Annotated in this window: 21 protein-coding genes, 2 pseudogenes and 1 riboswitch; of the genes and pseudogenes, 18 read left to right on the plus strand and 5 right to left on the minus strand. The window is 60.9% G+C overall.

Annotation, left to right across the window (positions count from 1 at the left end; translation table 11 throughout):
- From AWT75_RS17770 to AWT75_RS17790, 5 genes are all read left to right on the plus strand, one after another.
- The coding region (locus AWT75_RS17770; protein ID WP_062790892.1) for an FAD-dependent oxidoreductase at positions 1 to 1070 on the plus strand (1070 nt) is incomplete at its 5' end.
- An 11-nt stretch (positions 1071 to 1081) separates the two neighbouring features.
- A complete protein-coding gene (locus tag AWT75_RS17775; RefSeq protein ID WP_062790894.1) occupies positions 1082 to 2230 on the plus strand; it encodes a UbiH/UbiF family hydroxylase in 1149 nt (382 codons plus the stop codon).
- Between the two features lie 15 nt (positions 2231 to 2245).
- Positions 2246 to 2983, plus strand: coding sequence for a DsbC family protein (locus AWT75_RS17780; protein ID WP_062790896.1), 738 nt, complete (start codon positions 2246 to 2248; stop codon positions 2981 to 2983).
- A gap of 26 nt (positions 2984 to 3009) precedes the next feature.
- Positions 3010 to 3798, plus strand: a complete 789-nt coding sequence (locus AWT75_RS17785) for an energy transducer TonB (protein WP_062790898.1) — start codon at positions 3010 to 3012, stop codon at positions 3796 to 3798.
- Positions 3799 to 3958: 160 nt separating this feature from the next.
- On the plus strand, positions 3959 to 4219 hold the full coding sequence (locus AWT75_RS17790) for an acyl-CoA-binding protein (protein WP_045848335.1): 261 nt from the start codon (positions 3959 to 3961) through the stop codon (positions 4217 to 4219).
- Between the two features lie 112 nt (positions 4220 to 4331).
- Here the strand turns inward: AWT75_RS17790 and ald are convergent, their stop codons facing one another.
- The 4 genes from ald to nhaR form a co-directional block, all read right to left on the minus strand.
- Positions 4332 to 5456 carry an alanine dehydrogenase gene (ald, locus tag AWT75_RS17795; RefSeq protein WP_062790900.1) on the minus strand — a complete coding sequence of 375 codons (1125 nt, stop codon included), beginning with the start codon at positions 5454 to 5456 and terminating at the stop codon, positions 4332 to 4334.
- Positions 5457 to 5822: 366 nt separating this feature from the next.
- A complete protein-coding gene (locus AWT75_RS17800; protein WP_062790902.1) occupies positions 5823 to 7424 on the minus strand; it encodes a GGDEF domain-containing protein in 1602 nt (533 codons plus the stop codon).
- 114 nt (positions 7425 to 7538) lie between these two features.
- Positions 7539 to 9623, minus strand: coding sequence for a site-specific recombinase (locus AWT75_RS17805; protein ID WP_082696187.1), 2085 nt, complete (start codon positions 9621 to 9623; stop codon positions 7539 to 7541).
- Between the two features lie 180 nt (positions 9624 to 9803).
- A complete protein-coding gene (gene nhaR, locus AWT75_RS17810) occupies positions 9804 to 10703 on the minus strand; it encodes a transcriptional activator NhaR (RefSeq protein WP_062790920.1) in 900 nt (299 codons plus the stop codon).
- 141 nt (positions 10704 to 10844) lie between these two features.
- On the opposite strand from nhaR, the gene htpX reads away from it, so the two are divergent.
- The 12 genes and pseudogenes from htpX to AWT75_RS17860 all read left to right on the plus strand — a co-directional run bounded on the left by htpX (position 10845) and on the right by AWT75_RS17860 (position 23455).
- A complete protein-coding gene (gene htpX, locus AWT75_RS17815; protein ID WP_062790904.1) occupies positions 10845 to 11726 on the plus strand; it encodes a protease HtpX in 882 nt (293 codons plus the stop codon).
- Positions 11727 to 11827: 101 nt separating this feature from the next.
- The gene (locus tag AWT75_RS17820) at positions 11828 to 12832 is read left to right on the plus strand and encodes a TerC family protein (RefSeq protein WP_239689648.1); all 1005 of its coding nucleotides are present in this window, start codon (positions 11828 to 11830) and stop codon (positions 12830 to 12832) included.
- 109 nt (positions 12833 to 12941) lie between these two features.
- Positions 12942 to 13041, plus strand: a riboswitch (Fluoride riboswitch).
- A gap of 77 nt (positions 13042 to 13118) precedes the next feature.
- The gene (locus AWT75_RS17825) at positions 13119 to 14402 is read left to right on the plus strand and encodes a voltage-gated chloride channel family protein (RefSeq protein WP_045848329.1); all 1284 of its coding nucleotides are present in this window, start codon (positions 13119 to 13121) and stop codon (positions 14400 to 14402) included.
- A gap of 161 nt (positions 14403 to 14563) precedes the next feature.
- Positions 14564 to 15987 (plus strand): annotated as a pseudogene (locus AWT75_RS17830) (aldehyde dehydrogenase family protein).
- A gap of 109 nt (positions 15988 to 16096) precedes the next feature.
- On the plus strand, positions 16097 to 17380 hold the full coding sequence (locus tag AWT75_RS17835) for an MFS transporter (protein WP_062790906.1): 1284 nt from the start codon (positions 16097 to 16099) through the stop codon (positions 17378 to 17380).
- On the plus strand, positions 17380 to 17928 hold the full coding sequence (locus AWT75_RS22285) for an enolase-like domain-containing protein (protein ID WP_204377092.1): 549 nt from the start codon (positions 17380 to 17382) through the stop codon (positions 17926 to 17928). The genes AWT75_RS17835 and AWT75_RS22285 overlap by 1 nt, the downstream gene beginning before the upstream one ends.
- Positions 17928 to 18625 (plus strand): annotated as a pseudogene (locus AWT75_RS23170) (mandelate racemase/muconate lactonizing enzyme family protein). Before AWT75_RS22285 ends, AWT75_RS23170 begins: the two are co-directional and overlap by 1 nt.
- Positions 18622 to 20241, plus strand: coding sequence for a GMC family oxidoreductase (locus AWT75_RS17845; RefSeq protein WP_062790908.1), 1620 nt, complete (start codon positions 18622 to 18624; stop codon positions 20239 to 20241). Before AWT75_RS23170 ends, AWT75_RS17845 begins: the two are co-directional and overlap by 4 nt.
- Positions 20242 to 20327: 86 nt before the next feature.
- Complete coding sequence (locus AWT75_RS22300; RefSeq protein ID WP_204377095.1) at positions 20328 to 20567, plus strand: helix-turn-helix domain-containing protein; 240 nt, start codon at positions 20328 to 20330, stop codon at positions 20565 to 20567.
- Positions 20568 to 20608: 41 nt separating this feature from the next.
- Positions 20609 to 21064 (plus strand): IclR family transcriptional regulator, encoded by a 456-nt coding sequence (locus tag AWT75_RS22305; RefSeq protein ID WP_420835433.1) that lies wholly within the window; start codon positions 20609 to 20611, stop codon positions 21062 to 21064.
- Between the two features lie 328 nt (positions 21065 to 21392).
- A complete protein-coding gene (locus AWT75_RS17855; RefSeq protein ID WP_082696185.1) occupies positions 21393 to 22610 on the plus strand; it encodes an MFS transporter in 1218 nt (405 codons plus the stop codon).
- Between the two features lie 62 nt (positions 22611 to 22672).
- Positions 22673 to 23455 (plus strand): CDP-diacylglycerol diphosphatase, encoded by a 783-nt coding sequence (locus AWT75_RS17860; RefSeq protein ID WP_062790912.1) that lies wholly within the window; start codon positions 22673 to 22675, stop codon positions 23453 to 23455.
- Here AWT75_RS17860 and AWT75_RS17865 read toward each other — a convergent pair.
- Positions 23437 to 24579, minus strand: a complete 1143-nt coding sequence (locus AWT75_RS17865; RefSeq protein WP_062790914.1) for an MFS transporter — start codon at positions 24577 to 24579, stop codon at positions 23437 to 23439. The genes AWT75_RS17860 and AWT75_RS17865 overlap by 19 nt on opposite strands.
- Before the next feature lie 309 nt (positions 24580 to 24888).
- On the opposite strand from AWT75_RS17865, the gene AWT75_RS17870 reads away from it, so the two are divergent.
- Positions 24889 to 25641 (plus strand): LysR family transcriptional regulator (locus AWT75_RS17870; RefSeq protein ID WP_062790916.1); only part of this gene is annotated, 753 nt, incomplete at its 3' end.

A 25641-nucleotide genomic window follows, 5' to 3' on the forward strand; every position in this document is an offset into this window, starting at 1 on the left:
GGCGGGTGCTGCTGGTGGAAGCACGCGCCAAGGATGCGCCGCTGACCGATGCGCGCGCGCTGGCACTGTCCTGGTATAGCCGGGAAGCGCTGGCAGCTTCCGGCGCATGGCCGGAGGACTTGTCCGCCAGCCAGATCGACAGCGTGCATGTGTCGCAGCAGGGGGCGTTTGGCCGTACCCGGCTGGATGCGGCTGATCTCAAGCTGCCGCATCTGGGCGTGGTGGTGGATTATCCGGCGCTCACCCTCGCCATCAATGCCCGGCTGGAGCAAGCCGGGGTGCAGGTGTGGTGGGAAACCCGCGTCGAGGCGGTCAACAGCATGGCCTGCTACGCCACGGTGAAAACCAGCGGTGTGCATGGCGATATCAGCCTCACTGCCCGTCTGGTGGTGCTGGCTGAAGGCGGTGCGCTGGCGGACAGCCTGCCCGGTATCAAGCGCCTGGTACATGACTACCAGCAATGCGCGGTTCTGGCCGAAGTCAGCACCGAACAGCCGCCGGCCGGTGTGGCGTATGAACGCTTCTCGAAGCAGGGGCCGTTTGCCCTGCTGCCACACGGTGACAATTACATGCTGGTGTGGACGCGTAGCCACGACGACGCCAAGGCCTTGCAACAAGCGCCGGATGAACAGGTGATGGCCGAGTTGCAGCAAGCTTTTGGCGAGCGCCAGGGCAAGGTGCTATCCATCGGCCCGCGTGCCAGCTTTCCGCTGGCACTGCGTCAGGTCAACCGTGTCAGCAGTGGCCGGGTGGTGCTGATTGGCAACGCGGCCCAGACCATGCATCCGGTGGCAGCGCAGGGCTTGAACCTGGGCCTGCGTGATGCCATCGGCCTGACCGATGCCCTGAACGAGGTCAGCGATCCGGGCGATGCAGCTGCCTTGGCGGTATATGCCGCCAGCCGTAAACTGGACAGCCATGCCGTGGTGGGTTTCACCCATGGCCTGATCAAGCTGTTTGATGGTGACTCGGCCCTGGTCAGCGCCTTGCGCGGCGTGGGCATGAGCACGCTGGACAGTGTGCCGCCCCTGCGCCGTGCATTTGCCCGCCATCTGGTATTCGGGCTTTAGGAAAGCAATACATGACACAGTACGACGTCATCATCGTTGGTGGTGGCCTGGTAGGTGCCAGCCTGGCACTGGCGCTGGCAGATAGCGGACGCAAGATTGCCTTGCTGGAAGGCTCAGACGCACGCTTTGACGATCTGGAGCAAGGCTGGGATGCCCGCATTTACGCGGTCAGCCCGCTTAACCGCCGTTTTCTGGAACAACTGCAAGCCTGGCCCGACATGTCCCGCGTCGGCACCATCGCCAGCATGGATGTTTCTGGCGATGCTGGTGGCCGCATCCAGTTTGCCGCCAGCGATGCCGGTGCCAGCGCCCTGGCCTGGATTGTGGAAAACCGCTGGTTGCTGGCTAGCCTGTGGCAGCGGCTGGCTGCCAGCCCGGTCCGCTGTCTGACTGGTGTGCGACCTGCCTCACTCTCCACCACCGCCAGCACGGCCAGCCTGACGCTGGACGATGGCCGGGTGCTGCAAGCCAGCCTGGTGGTAGGGGCCGACGGGGCCAATTCCTGGGTGCGTAGCCAGACCGATCTGGCCGCCAGCATCAAGCCTTATGGCCAAAGCGGAGTGGTGGCCAATTTCAGCTGCGAAAAGCCGCATGGCAACATTGCCCGCCAGTGGTTCACTGGCGACAGCATTCTGGCCTGGCTGCCCATGGCAGGGAATCGCATTTCCATGGTGTGGTCTACTGCCAAGCCTGATGAACTGATGGCTTTGTCCCCCGAGCAACTGTGTGCCCGCGTGGCGGCAGCCGGCAATCACCAACTGGGACATCTGGGCCTGCTTGGTCCGGCGGCAGCGTTCCCGCTGCGGCTGATCCAGCCCGCGGCTGTGGTCAGCCAGCGGTTGGCGCTGGTAGGCGACGCCGCCCATACCGTGCACCCGCTGGCCGGGCAGGGCGTCAACCTGGGCTTTCAGGATGCGGCGCAACTGGCCGCCTTGCTGCAATCACCGGGTGATGCCGGCGACTGGATGCTGTTGCGTCGTTACGAGCGCGAGCGGCGCGAAGCGGTAAAAACCATGCAGTTCACCTGTGACGGCCTGTACCGGCTGTTCCATACCCAACATGTGCCCGGCCTGTCCTGGCTGCGCAATACCGGCCTGAGCCTGACTAACCGGCTGACCCCGCTCAAGCGTCAGTTCGCCCGTCATGCCATTGGCTTCTGAACCTGAGGATATTGAATGAACACCACTGTAAAAGCGCTGGCGCTGGCTGGCACCCTGTTGCTCACCATGACGGCCTGCAATGCCAATGCCACCTCCACCGGCACCGAGCAGGTACAGAAAGCCTTCACTACCCGCTTCCCCAATCGTCAGGTGCTCAGCGTCAGCGAAACGCCGGTAAAAGGCATTTTTGAAGTGGTGGTGAAGGGCAAGCAGATTGTCTACACCGATGCTTCGGCCAAATACCTGTTCGTTGGCGACCTGATTGATGCCGATGCCAAGGCCAGCCTGACTGAAAAGAAAATGGCCGAGCTCAATCACGTGGATTTCAACAAACTGCCACTGCAGTACGCCATCAAGGAAGTCCGTGGCAACGGCGCACGCAAGCTGGCGGTGTTTACCGACCCGGACTGCCCGTACTGCAAGCAGCTGGAACGTGAAAGTCTGCCGGGCATCAACAATGTCACCATTTACACCTTCCTGTACCCGCTGGCCCAGCTGCATCCGGATGCACCGCGCAAGGCCCGTCAGATCTGGTGTTCCAAGGACAGGCTGAAAACCTGGACTGCCTTCATGCGCGATGGCCAGGAGCTGACCGGCAGCGACAAGTGCGATACCAGGGCGCTGGACAAGGTGGAAGCGCTGGGTGACGAGCTTGGCATCACCGGCACGCCGGGCTTGCTGTTTGCCAATGGCCGTCTGGTGCCGGGAGCCATTGCCAAGGAAGACATCGAAAAGCTGCTGGATGCCAAGTAAACGTCCTGCCAGCATTCCTTTGCATCATGAAGCTGCCTTTCGGGCTGCGCTGGCTGCCGGGGTCCTGGCACTGGTCTGCGCTTGGTGATGCAGACAGGCTGATGCTGGCGCTCAGCCTGTCCTTGCTGTTGCACGGCCCCTTGCTGTTGCGGCTGCTGCCGGATGGCAGCCCGCAAGGCAAGCCACAGCCCTTGCATGTGCGTTTGCAAGGTCAGCCCACGCCGCTAGCCAGGCCAGCACAGCCCGCACCACCCTCACCACCCGTCTTGCCGTTGGTGAAAAAACCGCCAGTCAGCCCGGAAATCATGACAGGCCACAGCCAGCACCACCTGCCCAAACAAGCCAGTGCTCCCCAGGTCTTGATAGCTGAAACGCCGGCACGGCAAGCACCTGCCAGCGCACCGCAGGCCAGTCAGCCGGCTGTTGCGGCCGATCAGCCGCTGCCTGTGCAGACTGCCACAGCGGCAACGACTGATACGGATGCGGATGCCCAGCAATGGGGTGTGGATGTCTACTACGCCGCCCGGCAGGTGGATGTGGTGGCGCTGGAACAAGTGCCCATTGTGCTGCTGGCTCCTTACGGGCTGGGCATGGACGATGTGGATGTCACCTTGCGGGTGTATATCAACGAGCAGGGTACGGTGGATGCCGTGCAACTGGTGTCTGCGCAGCCTGCAGGGGTGGAACAACCATTGATTGAAGTGTTCCGTCAGGCCAGGTTCTATCCGGCAGTGCGCGACGGCCGTGCGGTGAAAAGTTTCAAGCTGGTGCGCATCGGCCCGCAGGGTGACAGCGATGCTTCGGCTGCCCAGTGAGGGCGCATCAGTTCGTGGCAAGCGGTGGCAAGCACGCTTGCCGGTTTCATGCTAAATTCAGCCATCCCGGCCTAGCCGGGCAGGTCCGGCCCCAGTGGCAAGGACCGCTTACAGTACAGCGGAACATACCGCTTTTTTATCCGACCACGAAGGAAGAAACATGTCTGATCTGAATACACTGTTCACCCAGGCCCAGGCTGACGTTACCTCGCTGTCCGAACGTCCGGACAACCAGACCCTGCTGCAACTGTATGCGCTGTACAAGCAAGCGAGCGAAGGGGATGTATCCGGTGAGCGTCCGGGCATGATGGATTTCATCAACCGCGCCAAATACGATGCCTGGGACAAGCTCAAGGGCATGGCCAGCGATGAAGCCAAGCAAGGCTATATCGATGTGGTGCAAAAGCTGCTGGCTGAGTAATCCGCCGGGAGTGACAGGGATACCCCCTGCTACCGGGCCATTACCCGGCAGATGGACGAAAAAAAACCGCTGACCCATTACATGGGCAGCGGTTTTTTACTGCTGTTTCCGCTCAGGAGGCTGCCTTGATGGCCTCTACCGGGTCCACATAGGAATAACCCAGATCATCCGCCACGGCCTTGTAGGTGATCTTGCCGTGACAGACGTTCAGGCCGTTACGCAGGTGGGCATTATCCAGCAGGGCCTGACGCCAGCCCTTGTCTGCCAGCTCCAGAGTGAAGGGCAGGGTGGCATTGTTCAGAGCCTGGGTGGAAGTGCGTGCCACGCCGCCGGGCATGTTGGCAACGCAGTAATGCACGATGCCGTCTACCACGTAGATGGGGTCCTGATGTGTCGTGGCTCGGCTGGTTTCAAAACAGCCACCCTGGTCGATGGCCACATCCACCAGTACCGCACCGGGTTTCATATTGCCCAGCATGGCGCGGGTTACCAGCTTGGGCGCGGCAGCACCCGGAATCAGCACGGCACCCACTACCATGTCCGCCTCGCGGATGGATTCGTCGATATTGGCGGTATTGGATACCAGAGTCTTGATGCGGCCGCCAAACACCATGTCGATTTCTTTCAGGCGCGGCAGAGACTTGTCCAGAATGGTTACATCGGCACCCAGCCCGGCGGCCATGCGGGCCGCATTCAGGCCGACCACGCCACCACCAATCACCACCACCCGTGCCGGGGCGACGCCGGGCACGCCGCCCAGCAATACACCACGGCCGCCCTGGGCTTTCTCCAGCGCATGGGCACCCGCCTGAATGGCCATGCGGCCAGCTACTTCCGACATCGGTGCCAGCAGTGGCAGGCCACCGCGCTCGTCGGTGACGGTTTCATAGGCAATGGCCACCGCGCCGGATTCGGTCAGCAGCTTGGTCTGCTCCGGGTCCGGTGCCAGGTGCAGGTAGGTGAACAGGATTTGTCCCGGACGCAGCAGACGGCATTCCACCGGCTGCGGCTCTTTCACCTTGACCACCATCTCGGCGCGGGCAAAGACATCTTCGGCAGAGGACGCAATGGAGGCACCGGACTGTATGTATTGTTCGTCCGTAAAACCGATGGCGAGGCCAGCCTGGGTCTGCACCAGTACCTTGTGGCCATGGGCAACCAGTTCGCGCACGCCAGCAGGGGTGAGACCCACGCGGTACTCGTGGTTTTTGATTTCCTTGGGTACACCGATCAACATTACCGTCTCCTTCTGTTATTGGATGGAAGCAACAGCAAACGTCACGGGCAGGGGGTGAGCAGCCGGGCAAGACTGCCTGCACGACAAGCCGGGTTGATGGCGTCCAGTCTCCCCGAAGGAGCCTGTTCCAAAGGCTGATTCCCGGCATTGATTGATTTGTAGTATATGGAGCGCGGCTTGGTCTTATTCACTGTTGTTGAAAATAGGGACAGTGGAATTTCGTGTCTGAGTCAAAAAAATCAGTGATGAAATGCTGTTTTTACATGCGGCTGAAGCGGGCTTGATCATGGTCAAACAAAGTGTCCCGGCCCGGTACTTTTGTAGGTATAAAAAGTGCAATGCAGCATGAATGGCAGCAGGCTGGCGCTAATTGAAACGGTAGCAATCACCGCCGGCATGCTTGGCCAGATACATGGCCTGATCAGCTTCCTGCATCAGTGAATCGGCCGTGCTGTCGGGCCCGGCCAGACTAAGGCCGATGGAAATACCCACCTTGTAGGCATGGGTGCCGATGTGCAATGGCTCCTGCATGGCCTGAATGCATTTCTCAGCCACGGTGCGTACTGCTTCGGCCGCGTGCTCATCCAGATTGCACATCAACAGGACAAACTCGTCGCCACCAATACGCGCCAGGGTATCGGTCTCGCGCACGATGGCTTGCAGGCGGGCGGTCACCATGCGCAGGGCCTCGTCACCTGCTTCGTGCCCCATGCTGTCGTTGATTTGCTTGAAACCGTCCAGGTCCATGAACAACAGGGCCAGGTGGGTGCCGTGGCGGCGCGACTGCGCTAAGGCCAGTTTCAGGCGGTCTGCCAGCAGGCGGCGGTTGGGCAGGCCGGTCAGCGGGTCGTGGTGGGCAATACGCTCCAGCTGGCCTTGCTGTTCGTGCAATTTGCCCAGCAAGCGATTGAAGGCGGCAATCAGGTGGCCGACTTCATCATTGCGCCGGATCGACAAGGGAACCAGCGGGGTTTCGCCGCGCGTCATCCGCTCGGCATCCTCCGCCGCCTGGAACAGCGGGCGCAGCACGAAATACATGCACAGGGTGGCCAGCATGGCAAACATCACGGTGGCAATGATGGCACCGCGCACGGCAAAGCCTTGCGCATGCCTGACCGTGGCAAAGGCTTCACTGGCCGGCGTATGCGCCACTACCAGCCAGCCGGTACTGGCGACTGTTACTGTAGTGGACACTTCCTCCTCACCCCGCATGTTGGTGGTGATTTCCGTGCTGTGGTAGCTGCTCAGGGCGGTATCCTGCAGCGGGTTGACGCCGACAGGGGACAAGGGGGTCATGGTCAGTTGCTTCTGGGTATCGGCAACAAACATTTTGTCGCGTGGCGATAGCAGCAGGAATCCGCCTTTGCCATTGCCGATACGGGATTTCTGCATCACATCCAGAAAGCCGGGGGCGGACAGCGGAGTGATGCCGACCAGGATGGCCGTCACCTGCATATTGTGGTCAAACAAGGGAGTGGCCATCGGCAGGATGGGAATGCGCAAGGCGTAACCGGTCACCGGCTTGCCAATATAGCGTTTGCCTTGCTGGGCCGCGTGGATATAGTCGCGGTCCGTGTAACTGTGGTTCTGGCGTCCCGGTGCGGTAGGGTAATCTGCAATCACCCGGCCTTGGGCGGTGGTGACAAACAGGCCGCCGGGAAACAGGCTCTGGTAGCGGTAGTGCTGACGCAGCCAATCCTGCAGGGCGGCAGGTTGTTGCAGCAGTTGCTGTGGCAGGTCTGCGGCCAGTTGATCCAGCAGCGCCTCGCGCTGGGTGATTTTTTCATCGATATCACGCGCGACATAGCTGGCCAGTGTCTGTTGCTGTTCCTGCACCACGGTACTGAGGTCCTGGCGCAAAAAACTGCCCAGCGCAAAATAGCGCACCACCGTACCCAGGCTCACCAGGCAAACCACCATGATCACCAGACGGGTGATGATGCTGTCAAAAATACGGCGCAGGCTCATCAGTGCACGGAAGGTAAAGGAAATGACCGGCCAGTTTAACCGACGTCATTCCTTCCGTATATCGCCAATCCCCTTTTCTTGTTATGGAATTGTCATGGCCGTCGCTGTAAGGCGTCAGACTTCCTTGCTGCCTTCCGTATCCGGCTCGGCCGGACTGCCGGCTGGCGGAATGAAAAACTGCAAGGGCTGGCGGATAAAGCGTTTGAACAGCAAGGGCAGCAGGGGCAATACCTGATGTCCGGAGAGCTTGCGCGACCGTAGCGCCACCCACAAGGCCAGAATGAAACTGACTGCCAGGTTGGTCAGACCGATCAGCGCCACACCGCCGGCATAGAGTGCCATCTGCGCCAGCGGCAACTGGAAATCCAGCGTCACCAGGCCAAAAGCCAGGTTGGCGGCCGAGAAGGTAATGTGCCGGATGTCCAGCGGCAAACCCAGCATGATGCCGATGGTGCCGGTCAGGCCCAGAAACAGGCCGAAATAGAAGTTGCCGGCCAGTGCGCCCAGATTGTGTTCCACATAATGCCCCAGCTTCCAGGCGCGGTGCTTGCCCAGCAATCTGTTCAAGAGCGGGTGGTTGGCCAGCCGTTCCGGAATGCGCCGGTAAATGGCCTTGTTGTCGTAATAACCGGCAATCAGCCCGGACAGGAACAGGTAAACCCCGGCAATGCCGGCATGCAGCAAGGCCAGGCTGTGCCACGGGTCCAGATCATGCAGCAGGTGTGCTGCCTTTTCTGTCGACACCACCGGTGTACCGAACAAGGCCTGCCAGCCATAGGCAATCAGTGCGGCAGTGGGGATGGCCAGCAGCACATTACCCAGAATGGCGACAAACTGGGTGCGCATGACCTTGGTGACCAGATCGGCCAGATCATCCAGTGCAACGCGGCTGCCGCTCTTTTCCTGCTGATGCAGCGCCGCAGCAATACGTGCTGCCGTCATGGCCGGTTGCTTGGTGGCAATGGTGAAGTGCAACAGCTGCACGATGATGAAGCCGATGGCGTAGTTCATGCCATAAGCCAGGCCTTCCCACAGCAAGGGCAGGTGAGCCTGGGCCAGCAGCAGCTTGATCAGCGCCATCACGCCGACAATCAGCCCGGCACCCATGGCCGCGCGCGCCATGCTGCTCCATTCCCGCCGTGTTTCGGCAATATAGTGCTCGCCATGGCGGCCGGCATGTTCGGTTACCTGCAGGGCCAGCAGTTCGGTATTGGATTTGAACACATCGCTGACGCTGTACTTGCGGTTTTCCGCCCGGGCAAAGTCCAGTAGCAGGTGGAACAGCGCAGGATTGCGCGCCGGGTCGTGATCCGGTTCCAGCAGGCACAGCAGGGCACGCAGGCGGTTCAGGCTTTGCAGCAAGCGCAGGGCCTGATAAGTGAGATTGACCGAGATGCCATTGCGCGAGGCATTCTTGCGGATCTTGCCCAGAATCAGCTCGCATTGCTCCAGCAATACCAGAATGTGCTTGTCGTCCTCCGCCAGAGCAGTGCCATCCGCCAGTGCCTGGCGATAGCTGTCGGCATAGCTCAACACGGCGGCGTTCAGGTGCAGGAAGGGCGATTCGAAGCGTTCGATGTCCGGATACACCCGCACCAGTTCTGGCTCAAGGCCAATGGCCGTGACCCGCGCGCTGAGGATTTGCACCGCCTCCACCATTTGCAGGCGGGTCTGGGTCCAGCCGGTGCGGTCTTGTTCTTCATGCCAGGCCATGGCTTGCCACAGCTGCTGCCAGGTGTCGTCCGGAATACCGGCCAGCCAGACATGATCCCGCTTCCAGCGAAACAGGCGGCCAAAACGGTCTTGTAGCGAATCTTCCCGTACCGGCATGGGCAGCAGCCGTTCACCCACCCGCTTGGACAGGGTGGAGAAAAAGCCGGTATTGGCGAGGATGCCGGACTCGGTATACAGCGGAATCTGGCGGGTTTGGGTCAGTAACTCCAGCAAGGCGCTGCGCAAGGCCTGGCGGTAGTCGGCGTTGTGCTCCAGCAGCCAGCTGAGCGCACGCATGTTCATTACCGCCTGTTCATGCTTGTCGGCATGGGAGGGGCGCAGCTGGCGCACCAGGTCGGCCAGTGCCGCACCCGGGGTGATGTTTCCCTGCTGCAGGTCGAAAAACAAGGTGTCTAGCGTGGTATGTGGCAAGGTGAACAGCGCTCCGTTGTTGGTACCAGCCCGCGGGGCCGGGCAGTGTGGCATCAGGCCGTGTCGCAGCAGTTTCCGCTGCACAGCGCCGTGCAAAACAGCGCTGCTCTGAGGACTTGCCGGAGACATGGCCTGGCTGGGCAAGGGCTGGCAAAGGCAATATCAGACTATTCTTATGTTAATTCAGTTCAATCCAGAATGGATTAATCCGGATCGCGAGTGTCATTTTTCCGTTCAGCGTTCTGCAGCAAGAGTTTGCTGAATAATGGCCTGAACCGCCATGTGCTGCAATTTACGGCGGTTGGTGATGGCGTAATAGTGTTCTTCCACTCCACTGACTTGCCCCAGCAGGCCCAGCTTGCCGTTTCCGGTAATGTCATCAGCAGAAAATGCCGGGGCAGGAAACAGGCCCGCGCCTTGTTCGCCAAAGGTTTGCAACAACGCGCCATCCTTGAATTCCCCCACGATTTCCGGCCGTATGCCCAGCTCGTCCAGCCAATGCTCCAGTTGCGCCCGCAGCACATTGTCACGGCTGGGGAGCAGCAAGGGCGCGCGGTGCAGGCTGTGCGGGAAGTCCGCCTGATAGCGCGCGGCCAGCTCTGGCGTGGCGTAGATCATCACCGGGCAGCGTGCCAGCAAATGCGATTGCATGGCTTGCTGTCCGGCTGCCGGGGCAGGGCGGTCGGCCAGTACCAGATCCAGGCTATGACTGGCCAGCTCATGCAGCAATTGATCGAACGCACCTTCGGTACATTGCAGCCGCAAGCGCTGCGGCAAGGCCAGCGCCGGTTGGAGCAGGCGATAGGCAATGCTTTTGGGGAGCACATCGCTGACTCCGCTGCTCAGGCGCAGGGTGTTGTCCAGTTGTTCGTCAGCCAGCAGCTCCTGCAACTCCTCGCCCAGCTGGAAGATGCGGTCAGCATAGGTCAGTGCCATGCGCCCTGCCTCGGTCAGCACCAGGCCACGTCCTTGCTGCTTGAACAGGGCGCGGCCGATTTGCTGCTCCAGCCGGGAGATCTGGCCGCTGACCGTCTGGGCGCTCATGCCCAGTTGCTGGGCGGCGGCAGTCACACTGCCGGCGCGTGCCACGGCCCAGAAATAATGCAAATGCTTGTAGTTGAGATGGCTGAGCATGATGATTCGAAAAAATCGTAAGAACATTACTATTTTATTTGATTTTTTCGTGGCGAAGAAACATCTATCATGCAGCATCTGAATGTCGTGGCCACGTAAGGGATACGGGCCATCAACCAACCACCACCGAGGGGATAGATCATGAAACGCGTGATTCTGCTGATCGCCACCAATATTGCGGTGATGCTGGTGCTGAGCATCGCCGCCCAGTTACTGGGTATCAACCGCTTCATCACCGCCGGCGGCCTGAACATGGGCAGCCTGCTGGCCTTTGCCGCCCTGATGGGCTTTGGCGGTGCCTTCATTTCGCTGTGGATGTCCAAGACCATGGCCAAGTGGAGCACCGGTGCCCGTGTGATTGAGCAGCCGGCTAACGAAACCGAGCGCTGGCTGCTGTTTACCGTGCGCAAGCTGGCCGACCGTGCCGGCCTGCCGATGCCGGAAGTTGCCGTGTATGAGGGCGAGCCGAATGCCTTTGCCACTGGTGCCAGCAAGTCCAATTCGCTGGTGGCGGTGTCCACCGGCTTGCTGGCCTCGATGACCGAGCAGGAAGTGGAAGCCGTATTGGCCCATGAAATTGCCCATATCCAGAATGGCGACATGGTGACGCTGACCCTGATTCAGGGCGTGGTGAATACCTTTGTCTTCTTCCTGGCCCGTGTGGTGGGTTATGTGGTGGACAACTTCCTGCGCCGCAATGACGAGGAGTCGTCCAGCGGTACCGGTATCGGCTACTTCATTACTGTCATCGTGTGTGAAATCGTGTTCGGCATCCTGGCCTCTTTCATCGTGATGTACTTCTCGCGTCAGCGTGAATACCGTGCCGATGCCGGTGCGGCCAAGCTGCTGGGCAGCCCGCAGCCGATGATTGCCGCGCTGCACCGTCTGGGTGGCGTGCATGCTGGTGAACTGCCGCAGAACATGGCTGCGTCCGGTATTTCCGGTGGCGCCGGCCTGATGGGGCTGATGTCCAGCCACCCGTCGCTGGAGTCGCGCATCGCTGCCTTGCAGGCTGCGCGCTGATTCATCCGGGCGGTTTCAGGAGTGAACGATGAGCAGGCCCGGCCTGCTCATCTACGTTTTATCCGGTCACCTGCCGTCATGGCAGTGAACCAAAAGGAAAGATGAAAACAATGGAATGGCTGAATCTGTTGTTTGCCGGCACGCCCTTGTGGATGTGGCTGATGTTCATGGGCATCGTTGCGGCCTTGCTGGCATTTGACCTGGGCGTGCTCAACAAGGACGACCACGAAATCGGGGTGCGTGAAAGCCTGAAGCTGTCGGCCTTTTACATTGCCATCGGGCTGGCGTTTGGCGGATGGGTGTGGTGGTATCGCGGTGGCGATGCCGGCATGCAGTACCTCACCGGTTATCTGGTGGAAAAATCGCTGTCGATGGACAACATCTTCGTGATGTCGCTGATTTTCAGCGGCATGGCGGTGCCGCGCCTGTATCAGCACCGGGTGTTGTTCTGGGGCATTCTGGGCGTCATTGTGTTGCGTGCGCTGATGATAGGCCTGGGGGCGGTGCTGGTGGCCGAATTCAAGTGGGTGCTGGTGCTGTTCGGCCTGTTCCTGTTGCTGACCGGGGTCAAGATGCTGTTCAGCCAGGAGGAAAGCCACCCGTCGCTGGATGACAACAAGCTGTATCAGTGGCTGCGCCGTCACCTGCGCCTGACACCCACCTTGCATGGCCATCATTTTCTGGTGCGTGGCGAGCAGCACGGGCTGAGCCGAGGCTGGTGGGCGACCCCCTTGCTGCTGACGCTGCTGCTGGTGGAAAGTGCCGATCTGGTCTTTGCGGTGGACAGCATTCCGGCCATCTTTGCCATCACCCAGGACCCCTTCCTGGTGTACACCTCCAACATCTTTGCCATCCTCGGCCTGCGCGCGCTGTACTTTGCCCTGTCCGCCATGGTGCACCGCTTTGAATACCTCAAGTATTCGCTGGCCGTGGTGCTGGTATTCATCGGGGTGAAAGTGGGGCTGGTGTATCTCAACGATATCCAGCTGGTGCAGTTCCATATCCCGACTGGCGTGTCGCTGGTGGTGACACTGGGCCTGCTGGCAGGTGGCGTGCTGTATTCGCTGTACAAGACACGTAATGAGTCGGGCGACAGTCTGTCCTGAGGCTGATCTGCCGGTTTAATACCTGTTCTGCTGCTGGTCTGGCCGGGCTGTCCCTTTGGGGCCGCCCGGCTTTTTGCTTGTCGCCGGCCGGCTTTGCCGCTAGCATGAGTTTTCTTCGGGAGATGGCATTCCTCCCGCCTGTTGGCTGCTTCCTGCCCGGAAGTCGCGGCAGCGAACCGCCCGTCCGGGCTGATGATGCCTGCAGGTATCCCGTGCCGGGAGCTGCAGGTGCGTCAGTATGTTCCGGCATTGGGGGTGATTTCGAGTCCTCATTCAGAAGAATTCCATGTCTGCCATTTCCCGTTCCGAAACCCTTGCCATGCTGCCGCGCATGAGCAAGCTGCTGTTACTGGCCTGCCTGGTTGCCCTGTTGGCCGGTTCTGCTTCTGCCTTCTTTCTGCACAGCCTGGTGTGGGCCACGTCCCTGCGCGTAAGCCAGCCCTGGTTGTTGTTTCTGCTGCCGCTGGCCGGTTTTGCCGTGGGCTGGGTCTACCTGCGCTACGGCCGACAGGTGGAGGCCGGCAATAATCTGCTGATCGATGAAATCCACGATCCCACCCGCATCGTGCCCCTGCGCATGGTGCCGCTGGTGTTGTGGGGCACGGTGATGTCCCACCTGTTTGGCGCATCGGTCGGGCGCGAAGGCACCGCCGTGCAAATGGGCGGCGCGCTGGCCGATCAGGTCACCCACTTGCTGCGACTGGGCAATGCCGACCGGCGCATCCTGCTGATGTGCGGGATTGCCGCCGGGTTTGCCTCGGTATTCGGTACTCCGCTGGCCGGGGCGGTGTTTGCGCTGGAGGTGCTGGCCATTGGCCGCATGCGCTATGACGCGCTGTTTCCCAGCCTGCTGGCGGCCATCGTGGCCGATCAGGTGGGTCTGGCCTGGGGCGTGCAGCACACCCATTACGCCATCAGCCAGTTTCCCGTGCTCAGTGCCTGGACCTTGCTGGCCACGCTGGTGGCCGGGGCGCTGTTTGGCCTGGTTGGCAAGCTGTTTGCCAACAGCACTCATGCCTTGTCGGCACTGATCAAGCGCCATGTGTCCTATGCGCCCTTGCGGCCCTTGCTGGGTGGTGTGTTGCTGGTGGCCATTGTCTGGCCCAGCGGTGCCGAGCGCTTTATCGGGCTGGGTATTCCCACCATTGTGGATGCCTTCACTCAGCCGCTGCCTGCCTATGACTTTGCCGCCAAGCTGGGGCTGACCGTACTGTCACTGGCCAGCGGCTTCAAGGGCGGGGAAGTAACGCCGCTGTTTTTCATCGGTGCCACGCTGGGCAATGCCCTGTCGCCGCTATTGCACCTGCCGTTCTCCCTGCTGGCCGGGCTGGGCTTTGTCGCGGTATTTGCCGGGGCGGCCAACACGCCATTGGCTTCCACCATCATGGCGATGGAGCTGTTTGGCAGTGAGGTGGGCATCTACGCCGCGCTGGCCTGCGTGGCCAGTTATTATTTTTCTGGCCATAGCGGCATTTACCGCTCACAGCGCATTGCCCATGGCAAGCACCGGCCTTTTCCACGTGGCTTGCGCCTGAGCGAGCTGGCAGCCTGGCGGCGTCGCCAGGAGTGAATGAGGCTGCTGTAAATGCAGGTTTTTTCTGACGGTCTGACTGTCCTGCAAGGCAGTAAATTTCATGGGTGAAATTAAATGTTCATCCATGGAATTATTTTGACCGCGGGATAGGTGACTGGTTTGATGGAGCCAATACTCTAGTCAAGGAGTTTGGCCCCATGCAGTGCTATCAGAATTTCATCAACAACCGCTTTGTCCAGCCCGAGAGCGATGTCAGTTTCATCGTGGCGGACCCTGCCACCGGCCAGCCTTGTGCGCAGGTGTCCGCTGCCACCACTGCCGAAGCGCTGTCGGCAGTCGAGGCGGCAACAGCTGCACAAAAAGGCTGGGCAGCCTTGCCTGCCTGTGAGCGTGCACAGTATTTGCACAAACTGGCAGAGGCACTACAGGCGCGTTCACCGCAGATTGGTGCCGCACTGGCTGACGAGTCTGGCAAAAGCCTGAGTGATGCCATGGCCGAAGCTGGCTATGCGGCTGAAATCACCCGCTTTCACGCCGAATGGGCCAGACGTATCGAAGGGGAGGTCATCCCCAGCGACAACCCGCAGGAAAACCTGCTGCTGATGCGCGAGGCCATCGGCGTGGTGGTCTGCCTCATTCCGTTCAACTTCCCTGTCTACACCTTGCTGCGCAAGATTGCGCCAGCACTGATCACCGGCAATACCGTGGTGGTGCGGCCCAGCAACAACACGCCGTGCTCGGCTTTTGAAATTGCCCAGGCGGTGCTGGATGCCGGCCTGCCTGAAGGGGTAGTGAATATCCTGACCATGAGCCATGTGGTGGCCGAAGCGGTGTGCACGCATCCGCGTGTGGGCATGATCACCCTCACCGGCAGCGTAGGGGCCGGCCGCAAGGTGCTGGAATATTCCCAAGTGAATATTGCCAGATCATCGCTGGAATTGGGTGGCAAGACCCCGGCCATCATCGAGCCGGATGCCAGGTTGGTGCAGGCAGCCAATGACATCGTGGCATCCGCCCTCAGCCACTGCGGTCAGCTGTGTACCTCGGTGGAGCGGGTATATGTGCAGGAAAGCGTGTACGACGATTTTGTGCGCTTGCTCAAGGAACGCTTTGCGGCACGCCAGTACGGCAATCGGGCCCGGCATCCCAACTACATGGGTCCGTTGGTGAATGCGACCACCCGGCTCAATATCCACCAGATGGTAGAGCGGGCTGTCGATGATGGCGCGGTGCTGGAAACCGGCGGTTTCATTCCGCAAGGCCCTGGCTTTTTTTACCCGCCTACCTTGCTCACCGGCTGCGTCAGGACATGGAAATCGTACAGGAAGAAATTTTCGGCCCTGTACTGTGCGTCCTCAAATACAGCACGGCAGAAGAGGCCTTGCAGCTGGCCAACGACCACCAGTTTGGCCTGGCCTCGGTGCTGTTCACCGAAAACTACCGCACCGCCATGCGTTTTGCCAACCATATCGAAGCGGGCGAGCTGTATGTCAACCGCACCCCGGCCGACCCCTATCAGGGCTATCACGCCGGCTGGAAACGCTCCGGACTGGGGGGCGACGATGGCAAGCACGGCATGCTGGAGTTCACCCAGACGCGGCTGGTCGTCCTGAAATACTGAGCTTCCTCCCGGTCATTCATCCGGAATCACAACAAGTCTGCACACGACAGGATGGCCAACGCATAAGGCCAGCCACAAGTCCTGCGGTGCAGCAGGAGACACCATCAAGATGAAACATGCTGACACCATGGTTGCAGCGTCGCCGCTGCATGCCCGCAATCATTTGCGCTTTTTCCAGTTCGGCCTGCTGCTGCTGGCCGCCGGCGCCATCTATCCGCTGCTGTACCTGCGGCAGAATTTTGAAACCACCATCCTGCAAAGCTTCCACATCAGCAGCAGCGATCTGGGCGTGTTTTATTCCATGCTGGGCGTGGTGTACGCCGTCAGCTACTTGCCCAGCGGCTGGCTGGCAGACCGCTTCCCGCCACGCTTGCTGATTTCCTTTTCCTTGTCTGTTGTGGGTGGTCTGGGGCTGTGGTTTGCCACCTTTCCGGCCTATCAGGCTTTGGAAATCATCTTTGTCGGCTGGGGGCTGGCTGCCGGGCTGACCTTCTGGGCGGCACTGCTCAAGGGGGTGAAGATGCTGGCCGCCGCCAATGAGCAAGGGCGTTTCTTTGGCATTCTGGATGGCGGCCGTGGCCTGGTCGAGGCGGTGCTGGCCTCCATTGCGCTGGCCATTTTTGCCTTTCATGTCCAGCAGGGCGACGAGCCAAAGCTGGCATTGCGGCAGGTGATTTATCTGTATTCCTTTACCTGTCTGGCCATTGCCGTGCTGATTCTGCTGTTTCTGGACAAGGGCGTGGCGGAGCGCGACAGCGGGGCTGCGCGCCAGAGCAATGTACTGGCTGATTTGCGGCTGTTGCTGGGCATCCCGCAAGTCTGGCTGCTGGCTGTCATCATTTTCTGTGGTTATCAGCTGTTCTGGGCCACCTATTCTTTTTCGGCCTATTTGCAGCAGGGCTATGGCATGAGCGCGGTGGCGGCCGGTTTCATTACCGTCACCAAATTGTGGATGCGTCCCATCGGCGGGATTGGCGGCGGTTTTCTGGGCGACCGTTTTTCCAAGGAGGGCGTACTGGGGCTGTGCATGCTGTTTGCCTCGCTCAGCCTGTGTGGCCTGATCTTTTTCCCTGGCAGCGGCGGAATGTATTTCCTGCTGGCGCTGGTGCTGCTGATCGGCGTGCTCACCTATGCCATCCGCGGCTTGTACTGGTCCTTGCTGGATGCCTGCCGGGTGCCGCTATCCGTAACCGGACTGGCCATTGGCCTGATTTCGGTCATCGGCTATTTGCCGGACATTTTCCTGCCCATGATCAATACCGCGTTTGCCGCGCATTACCCCGGTATCGATGGTACCCGCTTCTATTTCGCCTATATCGCCTGCTGCGGCCTGCTGGGCACGGTTGCGGTGTTTTATTTCAAACAACTGAATAAACAACGGGAGTCTGTGTGATGAAAATCATCTCCATGGAAACACATGTTGTGGCAGTTCCTCCGCCGCATGTTGGCGGTATGTACTGGATTTTTGTCACGCTGAAAACCGACTGTGGCATTGAAGGAGTGGGGGAGGTCTATGCCGCCACCTTCCATCCCACGGTGATGGTGCCTGCCATCAACGACGTCTTCGAGCGCTATCTGTTCAATCATGACCCGCATCAGGTGGAACGCTTCTTCCGTGAGTGTTATTCCAGCGGTTTTACCCAGCGCCCGGACCTGACCATGATGGGCATCACCAGCGGCCTGGAAATGGCCTGCTGGGACATCATCGGCAAGGCGGCCAATCAGCCGGTTTACCAGCTGATTGGCGGCAAGGTGAATGAGCGCCTGCGCTCCTACACCTATCTCTATCCCGAAAATGCCCACGGTCAGTATGACTACGACGACCCCGACCTGGCCGCAGAATGTGCTGCACAGTACATGCAGCAAGGCTTTACCGCACTGAAGTTTGACCCGGCCGGCCTTATACCGTGTATTCCGGCCACCACCTGTCACTGGAGGTGATGGACCAGTGCGAATTGTTCTGCCGCAGGATTCGCGAGGCCGTTGGCAGCAAGTGCGATCTCCTGTTCGGCACCCATGGCCAGATGACGCCGGCCTCTGCCATCCGTCTGGCGAAGAGACTGGAAAAATACGACCCGCTATGGTTCGAGGAGCCGGTGCCGCCCGGTCAGGCCGACGCCATGGCGCAAGTGGCCGGCAAGACCAGCATCCCGATTGCCACCGGTGAGCGCCTGACCACCAAGTATGAATTCCATGAGCTTTGCAAAAGGGCGCGGCTTCCATCTTGCAGATGAATCTGGGACGGGTGGGCGGCATTCTGGAAGCCAAGAAAATTGCCGGCATGGCCGAAGCCTATTACGCCCAGATTGCCCCGCATCTGTACAACGGGCCGGTGGGGGCTGCGGCCAGCATTCAACTGGCCACCGCCACGCCTAATTTCCTGATTCAGGAAAGCATCATGACCTGGGATGGTTTCCACTCCCAGGTGCTCAAGCAGCCTATCCGCTGGGAAGACGGTTTCATCATTCCGCCTACCGAGCCTGGCCTTGGCGTGGAGCTGAACATGGACGTGGTCAAGGCGCACTCGCCCTATGTGGGTGAGCGTTTGCACCTGCTGATGGACCCCAAGCCGTTTGATGTGCGGACGCAGTCATCCGACGCCTGGAAAAACCGCTGGAACACGGATAAAAGCCTATGAGCCAACAATTCGACTTCATCATCGTGGGGGCGGGCTCTGCCGGATGCATCCTGGCCAGCCGCCTGAGCGAGTCCGGCCAGCATCGCGTATTGTTGCTGGAAGCCGGCGGCAAGGATGATTCCTTCTGGTTCTGCCTGCCGGTGGGATACGTCAAGAACTACTACAACCCGCAAACCAACTGGATGTATTACACCGAGCCGGAGGCAAACCTTGCCGGGCGCAAGCTGTATGCACCGCGCGGCAAGGTGCTGGGTGGTTCCGGTGCCATCAATGCCATGATTTATGTGCGCGGGCAGCCGGCAGATTTCGACGACTGGGAAGCCGCTGGTAATCCGGGCTGGGGCTTTCGCGATGTGCTGCCTTACTTCAGGAAGCTGGAAAACCACCCGGCTGGCGAAACCGCATGGCGCAGCAACAAGGGGCTGATTGGCATCACGCCGATGCGGGAGCAGGCGCACCCCATCTGCCAGAACTATCTGGAAGCCTGCCAGCAGCTGGGTTTGCCGCTGAATGACGATTTCAACGCCGCCCGGTTTGAAGGGGCGGGCATTTACGAGGCAAATATCCGGCATGGCGAGCGTGCATCCAGTGCGGTGGCCTATCTGCACCCGGCCATGGGGCGGGCCAATCTCACGGTCGAAACCCACTGTCAGGCCGAAGCCATCCTGTTTGACACTGCCGGGCGTGCCAACGGCGTTACGGTCAGGCAAAACGGGGTGGCACGCCGCTTTTTTGCCAGCAAGGAAGTGATTGTCGCGTCCGGTGCGGTGGACTCACCCAAGCTGCTGCAATTGTCGGGCATTGGCGATGCCGCCTTGCTGCAAGAACTGGGCATTCCACTGCGCCAGCACCTGCCGGCGGTGGGGCAGAACCTGCAAGACCACCTGTGCGTGTCCTTTTACTACCGCGCCAATTGCAAGACGCTGAATGATGAATTGGGCAGCCTGTGGGGGCAGGGGATGGCGGCGCTGCGCTATGGCCTTACCCGCAAGGGGCCATTGGCGCTGAGTGTGAATCAGGCAGGGGGCTTTTTCCGTGGCAGTGAAGAGGAGGAGCGGCCGAATCTGCAACTGTATTTCAATCCGCTGTCCTACAGCATTCCCAAGGATGCCAGGGCGGCACTCAAGCCGGAACCTTACTCGGGCTTTCTGGTGTGCTTCAATCCCTGCCGACCCAGCAGCCGGGGTTCGGTTGCCATCAGCAGTGCCGACCCGGCGCGGCCTGCCAGCATCCGTCCCAATTACCTGTCTACCGACAAGGACCGGAGCGAAGCCGTGCAGGGCAGCCGTTTCATCCGTCGCCTGATGCAGGCCGAGGCTTTGCGCCGCATTACGGTGGAGGAGGTTTCTCCGGCAGGCAGGGTGGACGACGACGACAGCATGCTGCGCTTCTTCCGCGAGGAGTCCGGTTCCATCTATCATCTGTGCGGCAGCTGTGCGATGGGGCCGGATCCGGCCAGTGCTGTTGTCTCCCACCGGCTGCAAGTGCATGGAGTTGCCGGGCTGCGGGTGGTGGATGCCTCCATCTTCCCCAATATCACCTCCGGCAATACCAATGCACCGGTGATGATGGTGGCGGAAAAGGCGGCCGAGATGATTTTGCAGGACTGGCACTGAGCCGCTTGGCATCCGCATTGTTATCAACCAGGCCCTGCGCTGGCCGTCACCGCCGACAGCGCAGGGCTTTGTCACAGGAACGCATCTTGCCCGCGCGACCAACCGCCCCCGCTGTCGACGGCTCCATTGCCATTTTGCAGTTGCTGGTGAATGCCTCCTATCCGCTGACCCAGGCCGAGATCAGTGCGCAAACCGGTATTCCTGTCGCCAGCTGTTACCGTATTCTGGGCAGCCTGTTACAGGCCCAGCTGGTGGTGATGGACCCGGGGCGCAAGAAGTCCTACGCCATCGGCTCCAGGATTTTCCAGATGGCCTCCTCCATTTAGGCCGGCAAAGCATCATTCCCAATTTCCACCCGATTGCCGAAATCCTCAAGAACGAAGTACACAAAACGGTGCTGCTGAGCATTCCGGTGGGGAATACCGTGGTCGTGGTGGCCAAGCTGGAGTCCGCACTCGGCCATCGTTTTCATGCTTACATCGGCCAGACCTTGCTCTTGCACCGTGCCGCTGCTGGCAAGGCCATTCTCAGCCTGCGCAGCAAGGATTATCTGCAAGCGTATCTGGATGGCGAATACCTGCTTGCACCACCGGAGCTGCGCACCCAGCTGGAGCGTGCCCAGCGCCTGGGTTATGCCGTGACGCATGATGAAATCGAAAGTGGCGTCAGCTGTCTGGCCGCTCCAGTGGTGAACCTGAGCCATGAGCCGATTGCCGCCATCAGCATTTGCGTTGCCAGCAATGAACTGAGCGAACAGGCCAGCCGCAGTTATTCCAGCCCCCTGATCCAGGCGGCGCGCCAGCTGGCCGCGCGTATAGGCTGAGCCACCGGCTGGACTGATTTTGCATTTCGCCTTGCCTTGGGGTTCCCAGCGGATGCAGCCTGGCATCCCGGATGCTATGCTCACCCGACCTGCCGATGATGTGCAGTGTGCTGTCGGAAAAACGGCACGACAGCCAGGCGCCGCGTGATTGCTTGCCGCAGTGCGGCACATGGCAGACCGCCCACTTTAACTGTGGGCGGTTTTCTGTTTACAGCGGCATGCGTGCGGAATGCTGAACAAAGCGGCGTAGCTGTCGATTGATGGCAAGTCAGGGCTGGGTTTGTCATGGATAATGACATTGTTTTGAAATGGCGTGGCAAGGGGTGGCATGGCAATGGAAGGCGTGATGGTGGTGGAGCGTAGCTGGCGCAGCATGCTGCGGGCGGTGGCCAGCCTGTTGCTGGCCTATGCCTTGCTGGTGGTGGGCAATGCGCTGGGCAATACCGAAACCTCGCTCAGCCTGCTGGCCAATGGCGTGCCGGTGGCCGTGGCGGGCATGGTGCAGTCGGCCTACTATGCCGGTTTTTTCATTGGCGGTTTCTTTTGCAGCGGCATGATCCGCCAGTATGGCCATCACCGCGCCTTTGCCGCGCTTACCGCCATGATCTGCGTGCTGACCCTGTGTCAGGCCCTGTTTACTTCCCCCTGGCTATGGTTGCTGGCGCGACTGGGGAATGGCCTGGCCATGGTGGGCATCTACATGGTGGTGGAAAGCTGGCTCAACGGCTGTGTGAGCAACAGCCAGCGTGGCCAGCTGTTTTCCCTGTACCTGATCATCAGCTATCTGGGCGCCAGTGCCGGGCAGTGGCTGCTCAAGCTGCCGTTCAGCCAGCCTGGCTGGGCCTTCATCATTGTGGCCATGCTGTTTTCGCTGGCCATCATTCCGGTCACGCTTACCGGGCAACGGCCGCAGGCCTTGTCGGCACCGGCTGCCGGCAATGTGCTGGCACGGGCGCTGCGTACCTTGCGTCTGCTGGGGCGGCGTGCACCGCTCAGCCTCGTGGGTGCGCTGTTGGCTGGCTGTTTCAACAGTGCCTTTTACACCATGATGCCCGCCATGCTCAGCCAGCTGGGCAGGTCGGCGGCTGATATCGCCGGTTTCATGGGCATGGCCTTGCTGGCCGCACCACTGTTGCAATGGCCGATGGGCAAATGGGCGGACAGCAGCGACCGTGCCCAGTTGCTGGCCTACTCGGCACTGGTGGTGGCGGTGTTGTCGCTGGTGTTGATCCTGCTGACCGGCTCGGGCTGGATGCTGCCACTGGTGATGGTGTACGTGGCGATTGCCTTTACCTTCTACGGTACGCTCAGCGGCATTGCCAACGATGCCATGCCGCCACGCCACCGGGTGGAAATCAGCGCGTCCTTGCTGATGGTGTATGCGCTGGGTGGCACGCTGGGGCCCTTGCTGTGTTCGGCGGTGATGGCATCCGTCGGGCCTGCCGGTTATTTCGTGGTATCGCTGGGTCTGGCAGGCTTGCTGGGCTTGTATGCGCAGTGGACGGTCAAGCGCTGGCCCTTGCCCAGCCTGCTGCCGCCGCGCTGAGCGACGGTTTGTCACCTGCCTGATTGATCATGCGGTTTTTCCTCTGGCGAAAGCATCATTCCATGACGGTGAAAATCTTCCGCGGCAGTGTCGTGCTGGCGCTGCTTGGCTTGCTGGTGTCGTGGGCGGTGCATGCCGCCAATGCCGATGCCTTGTGGAATATCGTGCATCAGCAATGCGTGCCGCATTGGCAGCAGACGCAGGACCCGGCCCCGTGTGCTGCGCTGGACATGTCACAGGGTGAGCCGCAAGGGCATGCCATCCTCAAGGACATCCACGGCGTTTTGCAATATCTGCTGATTCCCACCGCGCGGGTCAGCGGTATTGAAAGCCCGCTGCTATTGCAGGCGGATGCACCCGACTACTGGGCTGCAGCCTGGCAGGCAAGGCAGTGGATGGCGCGGCTGCATGGCAGTGTGCTGCCGCGCGAGGCGGTGGCGCTGACAGTGAACTCGCAATGGGGCCGCAGCCAGAACCAGCTGCACATTCATGTTTCCTGCGTCCGGCCAGAGCTACCCGCCCGTTTGCAGCAGGCAGGCATCGGGCTGCAGTGGCAGCCGCTGGCGGACGGCATCAACGGTCATGCCTATCTGGCGCGTGCCGTGCCGGGTGAAACACTGGATGGCGTGCAGCCATTCCGTTTGCTGGCCGATGAGGTGGCCGGTGCCAGCGGGCAGATGGGCAGCTACACGCTGGCGGTGATTGCTACCCGTCTGGCCGACGGGCCGGGCTTCTGGTTACTGGCCAGCAAGGCGGACGTGCTGGCCGGCAACTTTGCTTCTTCCGAAGGTGATGTGCAGGACCATGACTGCCAGGTGCTGTCGCCTCAGCCAGTCAGGCCATGATGGCGGGGGCCGGACAGCGCCCAGGCGCAGATGCCGGTGAGGCTGCACGCGGCCCCGGCCAGCACCACGCCCATCCAGCCCCAGTGACCATAGGCCCAGGCTGAGGCCAGCGAACCGACAGCCCCGCCAATGAAATAGCTGGTCATGTAGGCTGAGGTCAGCCGGTTACGGGCTTCCGGCCGGATGCGGTAAATCGCCCCCTGATTGCTGACATGGCAGCCCGCCACCCCCAGGTCCAGCAGCAGGATGCCCAGCAGCAGGGCGGTAATCGAATGCGGTGCCAGCGCCAGCGGCAGCCAGGCCAGCAACATCAGGCCCAGGCTGAGCCGGGAAGCCAGTGCGCCACGGCCCTGGTCACTCAGCCGTCCCACGATATTGGCCGACAAGGCCCCGGCGGCCCCGGCCAGGCCAAACAGGCCGATGGTGCTGTTGGAAAAGCCGAATGGCGGCGCAGACAGCAAGAAGGCGACCGAAGTCCACATCACGCTGAAGGTGGCAAAGGACATGGCACCCAGCAGGCCGCGCAGGCGCAGGCTGGGTTCTTCCGCAAACAGGCGCAGTACCGACTGCAGTAGCTGTCCATAGCGCAAGCCCGGTGTGGCAGGCGTGTGCGGCAGCTGACGGGACAGCACCAGCGTCATCAGCAGCATGCCGCCGGTGCCGCACCAGTACACGGTGTGCCAGCCGCCCAGGTCGGCCAGGCTGCCTGCCACGGTGCGGGCCAGCAAAATGCCGGTCAGCAGGCCACTCATGATGGTACCCACCACCCGGCCACGCTCGGCTTCACTGGCCAGGCTGGCACCCAGCGGCAGCAGGATTTGCGCCACCACGGAACACACGCCGGCAATGGCCGTGCCCAGCAACAGCTGGCTGATGCTGCCTGCCGTGGCGCTGATCAACAGGCCGCAACTGGCCAGCAACATCATCACGAGAATCAGCCGTCGCCGTTCCAGCATGTCGCCCAGCGGCACAATCAGCAGCAAGCCCAGCGCATAGCCCAGCTGCGCCGTGGTGATGATGCTGCCGGCACTGGCAGCGCGGATGCCCAGTTCCCGGCTGATTTCCGGCAGCAAGGGCTGGGCGTAATAATTACCGGCCACGGCAAGACCTGTGGCTACGGTCATCAGCACATCAGCAGCGGGCTGAGCCCGCCATGTTCATGGCCGGGGTGGGGGAGGGTGTGGGTGGTTTGCATGTGTTGGCTTTCGGTGTGACTGCGCAGGGTGTTGTCAGAGCCGCTAACAAAACCCCTGCTGCTGCGTTGCGCCGCCTTGCCGTACCCTTGTACTGTCGGCGTCGGCAGGCCTTGCCCCAGGGACGCTACGCTGTTTTGCCAGCGGCATTTAATGCATGCCGGGGCAGTATCTACTGGCCTAAAGAATGACTCCAATGTATTGTTTTCATGTTTTTAATCGTGAAACGAGATGGATTGAATGAACTTGCGCCAGATTGATTACGTGCTGGCGGTGGCCGAAGAGGAAAACTTCACCCGTGCTGCCGAGCGCTGTCATACCGTGCAATCGGCGCTGAGCCACCAGATTGCCCGGCTGGAACAGGAGTTCGGTGCCCGGCTGTTCGAACGGACCTCGCGCCAGGTCACGCTCACCCCTGCCGGGCAGACTTTCGTCAGGCATGCGCGTCAGGTGCGGGAAGCGGCGCAAAGGCTGGAAGACGAAATGGCGGCCGCTACCGGAGAAATCCGCGGCAGCCTGCGCATTGGCAGTATCTCCACGCTTGGCCGGCTGGATTTGCCCGCCTTGCTGGCGGAGTACCACCGCCGTCATCCGCAGGTGGATGTGCAGCTGGCCATGCGCATGAGCGATGTGATGATGGAAGAACTGCGCGTGCAGCAGATCGACGTCGCCTTTCTTGGCGTGTGGCCGGGGGAGCCGGTGCTGGGGCTGGATGCCCGCTTGCTGTGGGAGGAGCCCTTGCTGGCCTTGCTGCGTCCGGACCACCCGCTGGCCACCTTGCCACAGCTGGATTTGCAGCAGCTGGCTGGCTGCACGCTGGTGGACTGGCCGGCAGGCAGCGGGCCGCGCCTGCAAACCGACATGGCTTTTGCTGCGCAGGGTATTCGCAGGCGGGTGGCGTTCGAGGTGAACCATGCCGACATGCTAATCAGCCTGGTGCAATCACTGGGTGCCGTGGCCATGGTGCCCGCGCTGGGGGCTGGCGAACATGCC

Source organism: Aquitalea pelogenes (assembly GCF_001515305.1).
In the GTDB taxonomy this organism is placed as follows: Bacteria; Pseudomonadota; Gammaproteobacteria; order Burkholderiales; family Chromobacteriaceae; genus Aquitalea; species Aquitalea pelogenes.

What these genes read in the sequence shown, in the direction of transcription:
- AWT75_RS17860 (WP_062790912.1), top strand. Translation starts at nt 22,673, where the DNA reads ATGACGGTGAAAATCTTCCGCGGCAGTGTCGTGCTGGCGCTGCTTGGC.
- nhaR (WP_062790920.1), bottom strand. Translation starts at nt 10,703, where the DNA reads ATGCTCAGCCATCTCAACTACAAGCATTTGCATTATTTCTGGGCCGTG.
- AWT75_RS22285 (WP_204377092.1), top strand. Translation starts at nt 17,380, where the DNA reads ATGAAAATCATCTCCATGGAAACACATGTTGTGGCAGTTCCTCCGCCG.
- AWT75_RS17785 (WP_062790898.1), top strand. Translation starts at nt 3,010, where the DNA reads ATGAAGCTGCCTTTCGGGCTGCGCTGGCTGCCGGGGTCCTGGCACTGG.
- ald (WP_062790900.1), bottom strand. Translation starts at nt 5,456, where the DNA reads ATGTTGATCGGTGTACCCAAGGAAATCAAAAACCACGAGTACCGCGTG.
- AWT75_RS17865 (WP_062790914.1), bottom strand. Translation starts at nt 24,579, where the DNA reads ATGACCGTAGCCACAGGTCTTGCCGTGGCCGGTAATTATTACGCCCAG.
- AWT75_RS17820 (WP_239689648.1), top strand. Translation starts at nt 11,828, where the DNA reads ATGAAAACAATGGAATGGCTGAATCTGTTGTTTGCCGGCACGCCCTTG.
- AWT75_RS17775 (WP_062790894.1), top strand. Translation starts at nt 1,082, where the DNA reads ATGACACAGTACGACGTCATCATCGTTGGTGGTGGCCTGGTAGGTGCC.
- AWT75_RS17780 (WP_062790896.1), top strand. Translation starts at nt 2,246, where the DNA reads ATGAACACCACTGTAAAAGCGCTGGCGCTGGCTGGCACCCTGTTGCTC.
- AWT75_RS17835 (WP_062790906.1), top strand. Translation starts at nt 16,097, where the DNA reads ATGAAACATGCTGACACCATGGTTGCAGCGTCGCCGCTGCATGCCCGC.
- AWT75_RS17800 (WP_062790902.1), bottom strand. Translation starts at nt 7,424, where the DNA reads ATGAGCCTGCGCCGTATTTTTGACAGCATCATCACCCGTCTGGTGATC.
- AWT75_RS17805 (WP_082696187.1), bottom strand. Translation starts at nt 9,623, where the DNA reads ATGCCACACTGCCCGGCCCCGCGGGCTGGTACCAACAACGGAGCGCTG.
- AWT75_RS17845 (WP_062790908.1), top strand. Translation starts at nt 18,622, where the DNA reads ATGAGCCAACAATTCGACTTCATCATCGTGGGGGCGGGCTCTGCCGGA.
- AWT75_RS17790 (WP_045848335.1), top strand. Translation starts at nt 3,959, where the DNA reads ATGTCTGATCTGAATACACTGTTCACCCAGGCCCAGGCTGACGTTACC.
- htpX (WP_062790904.1), top strand. Translation starts at nt 10,845, where the DNA reads ATGAAACGCGTGATTCTGCTGATCGCCACCAATATTGCGGTGATGCTG.
- AWT75_RS17855 (WP_082696185.1), top strand. Translation starts at nt 21,393, where the DNA reads ATGGCAATGGAAGGCGTGATGGTGGTGGAGCGTAGCTGGCGCAGCATG.
- AWT75_RS17825 (WP_045848329.1), top strand. Translation starts at nt 13,119, where the DNA reads ATGTCTGCCATTTCCCGTTCCGAAACCCTTGCCATGCTGCCGCGCATG.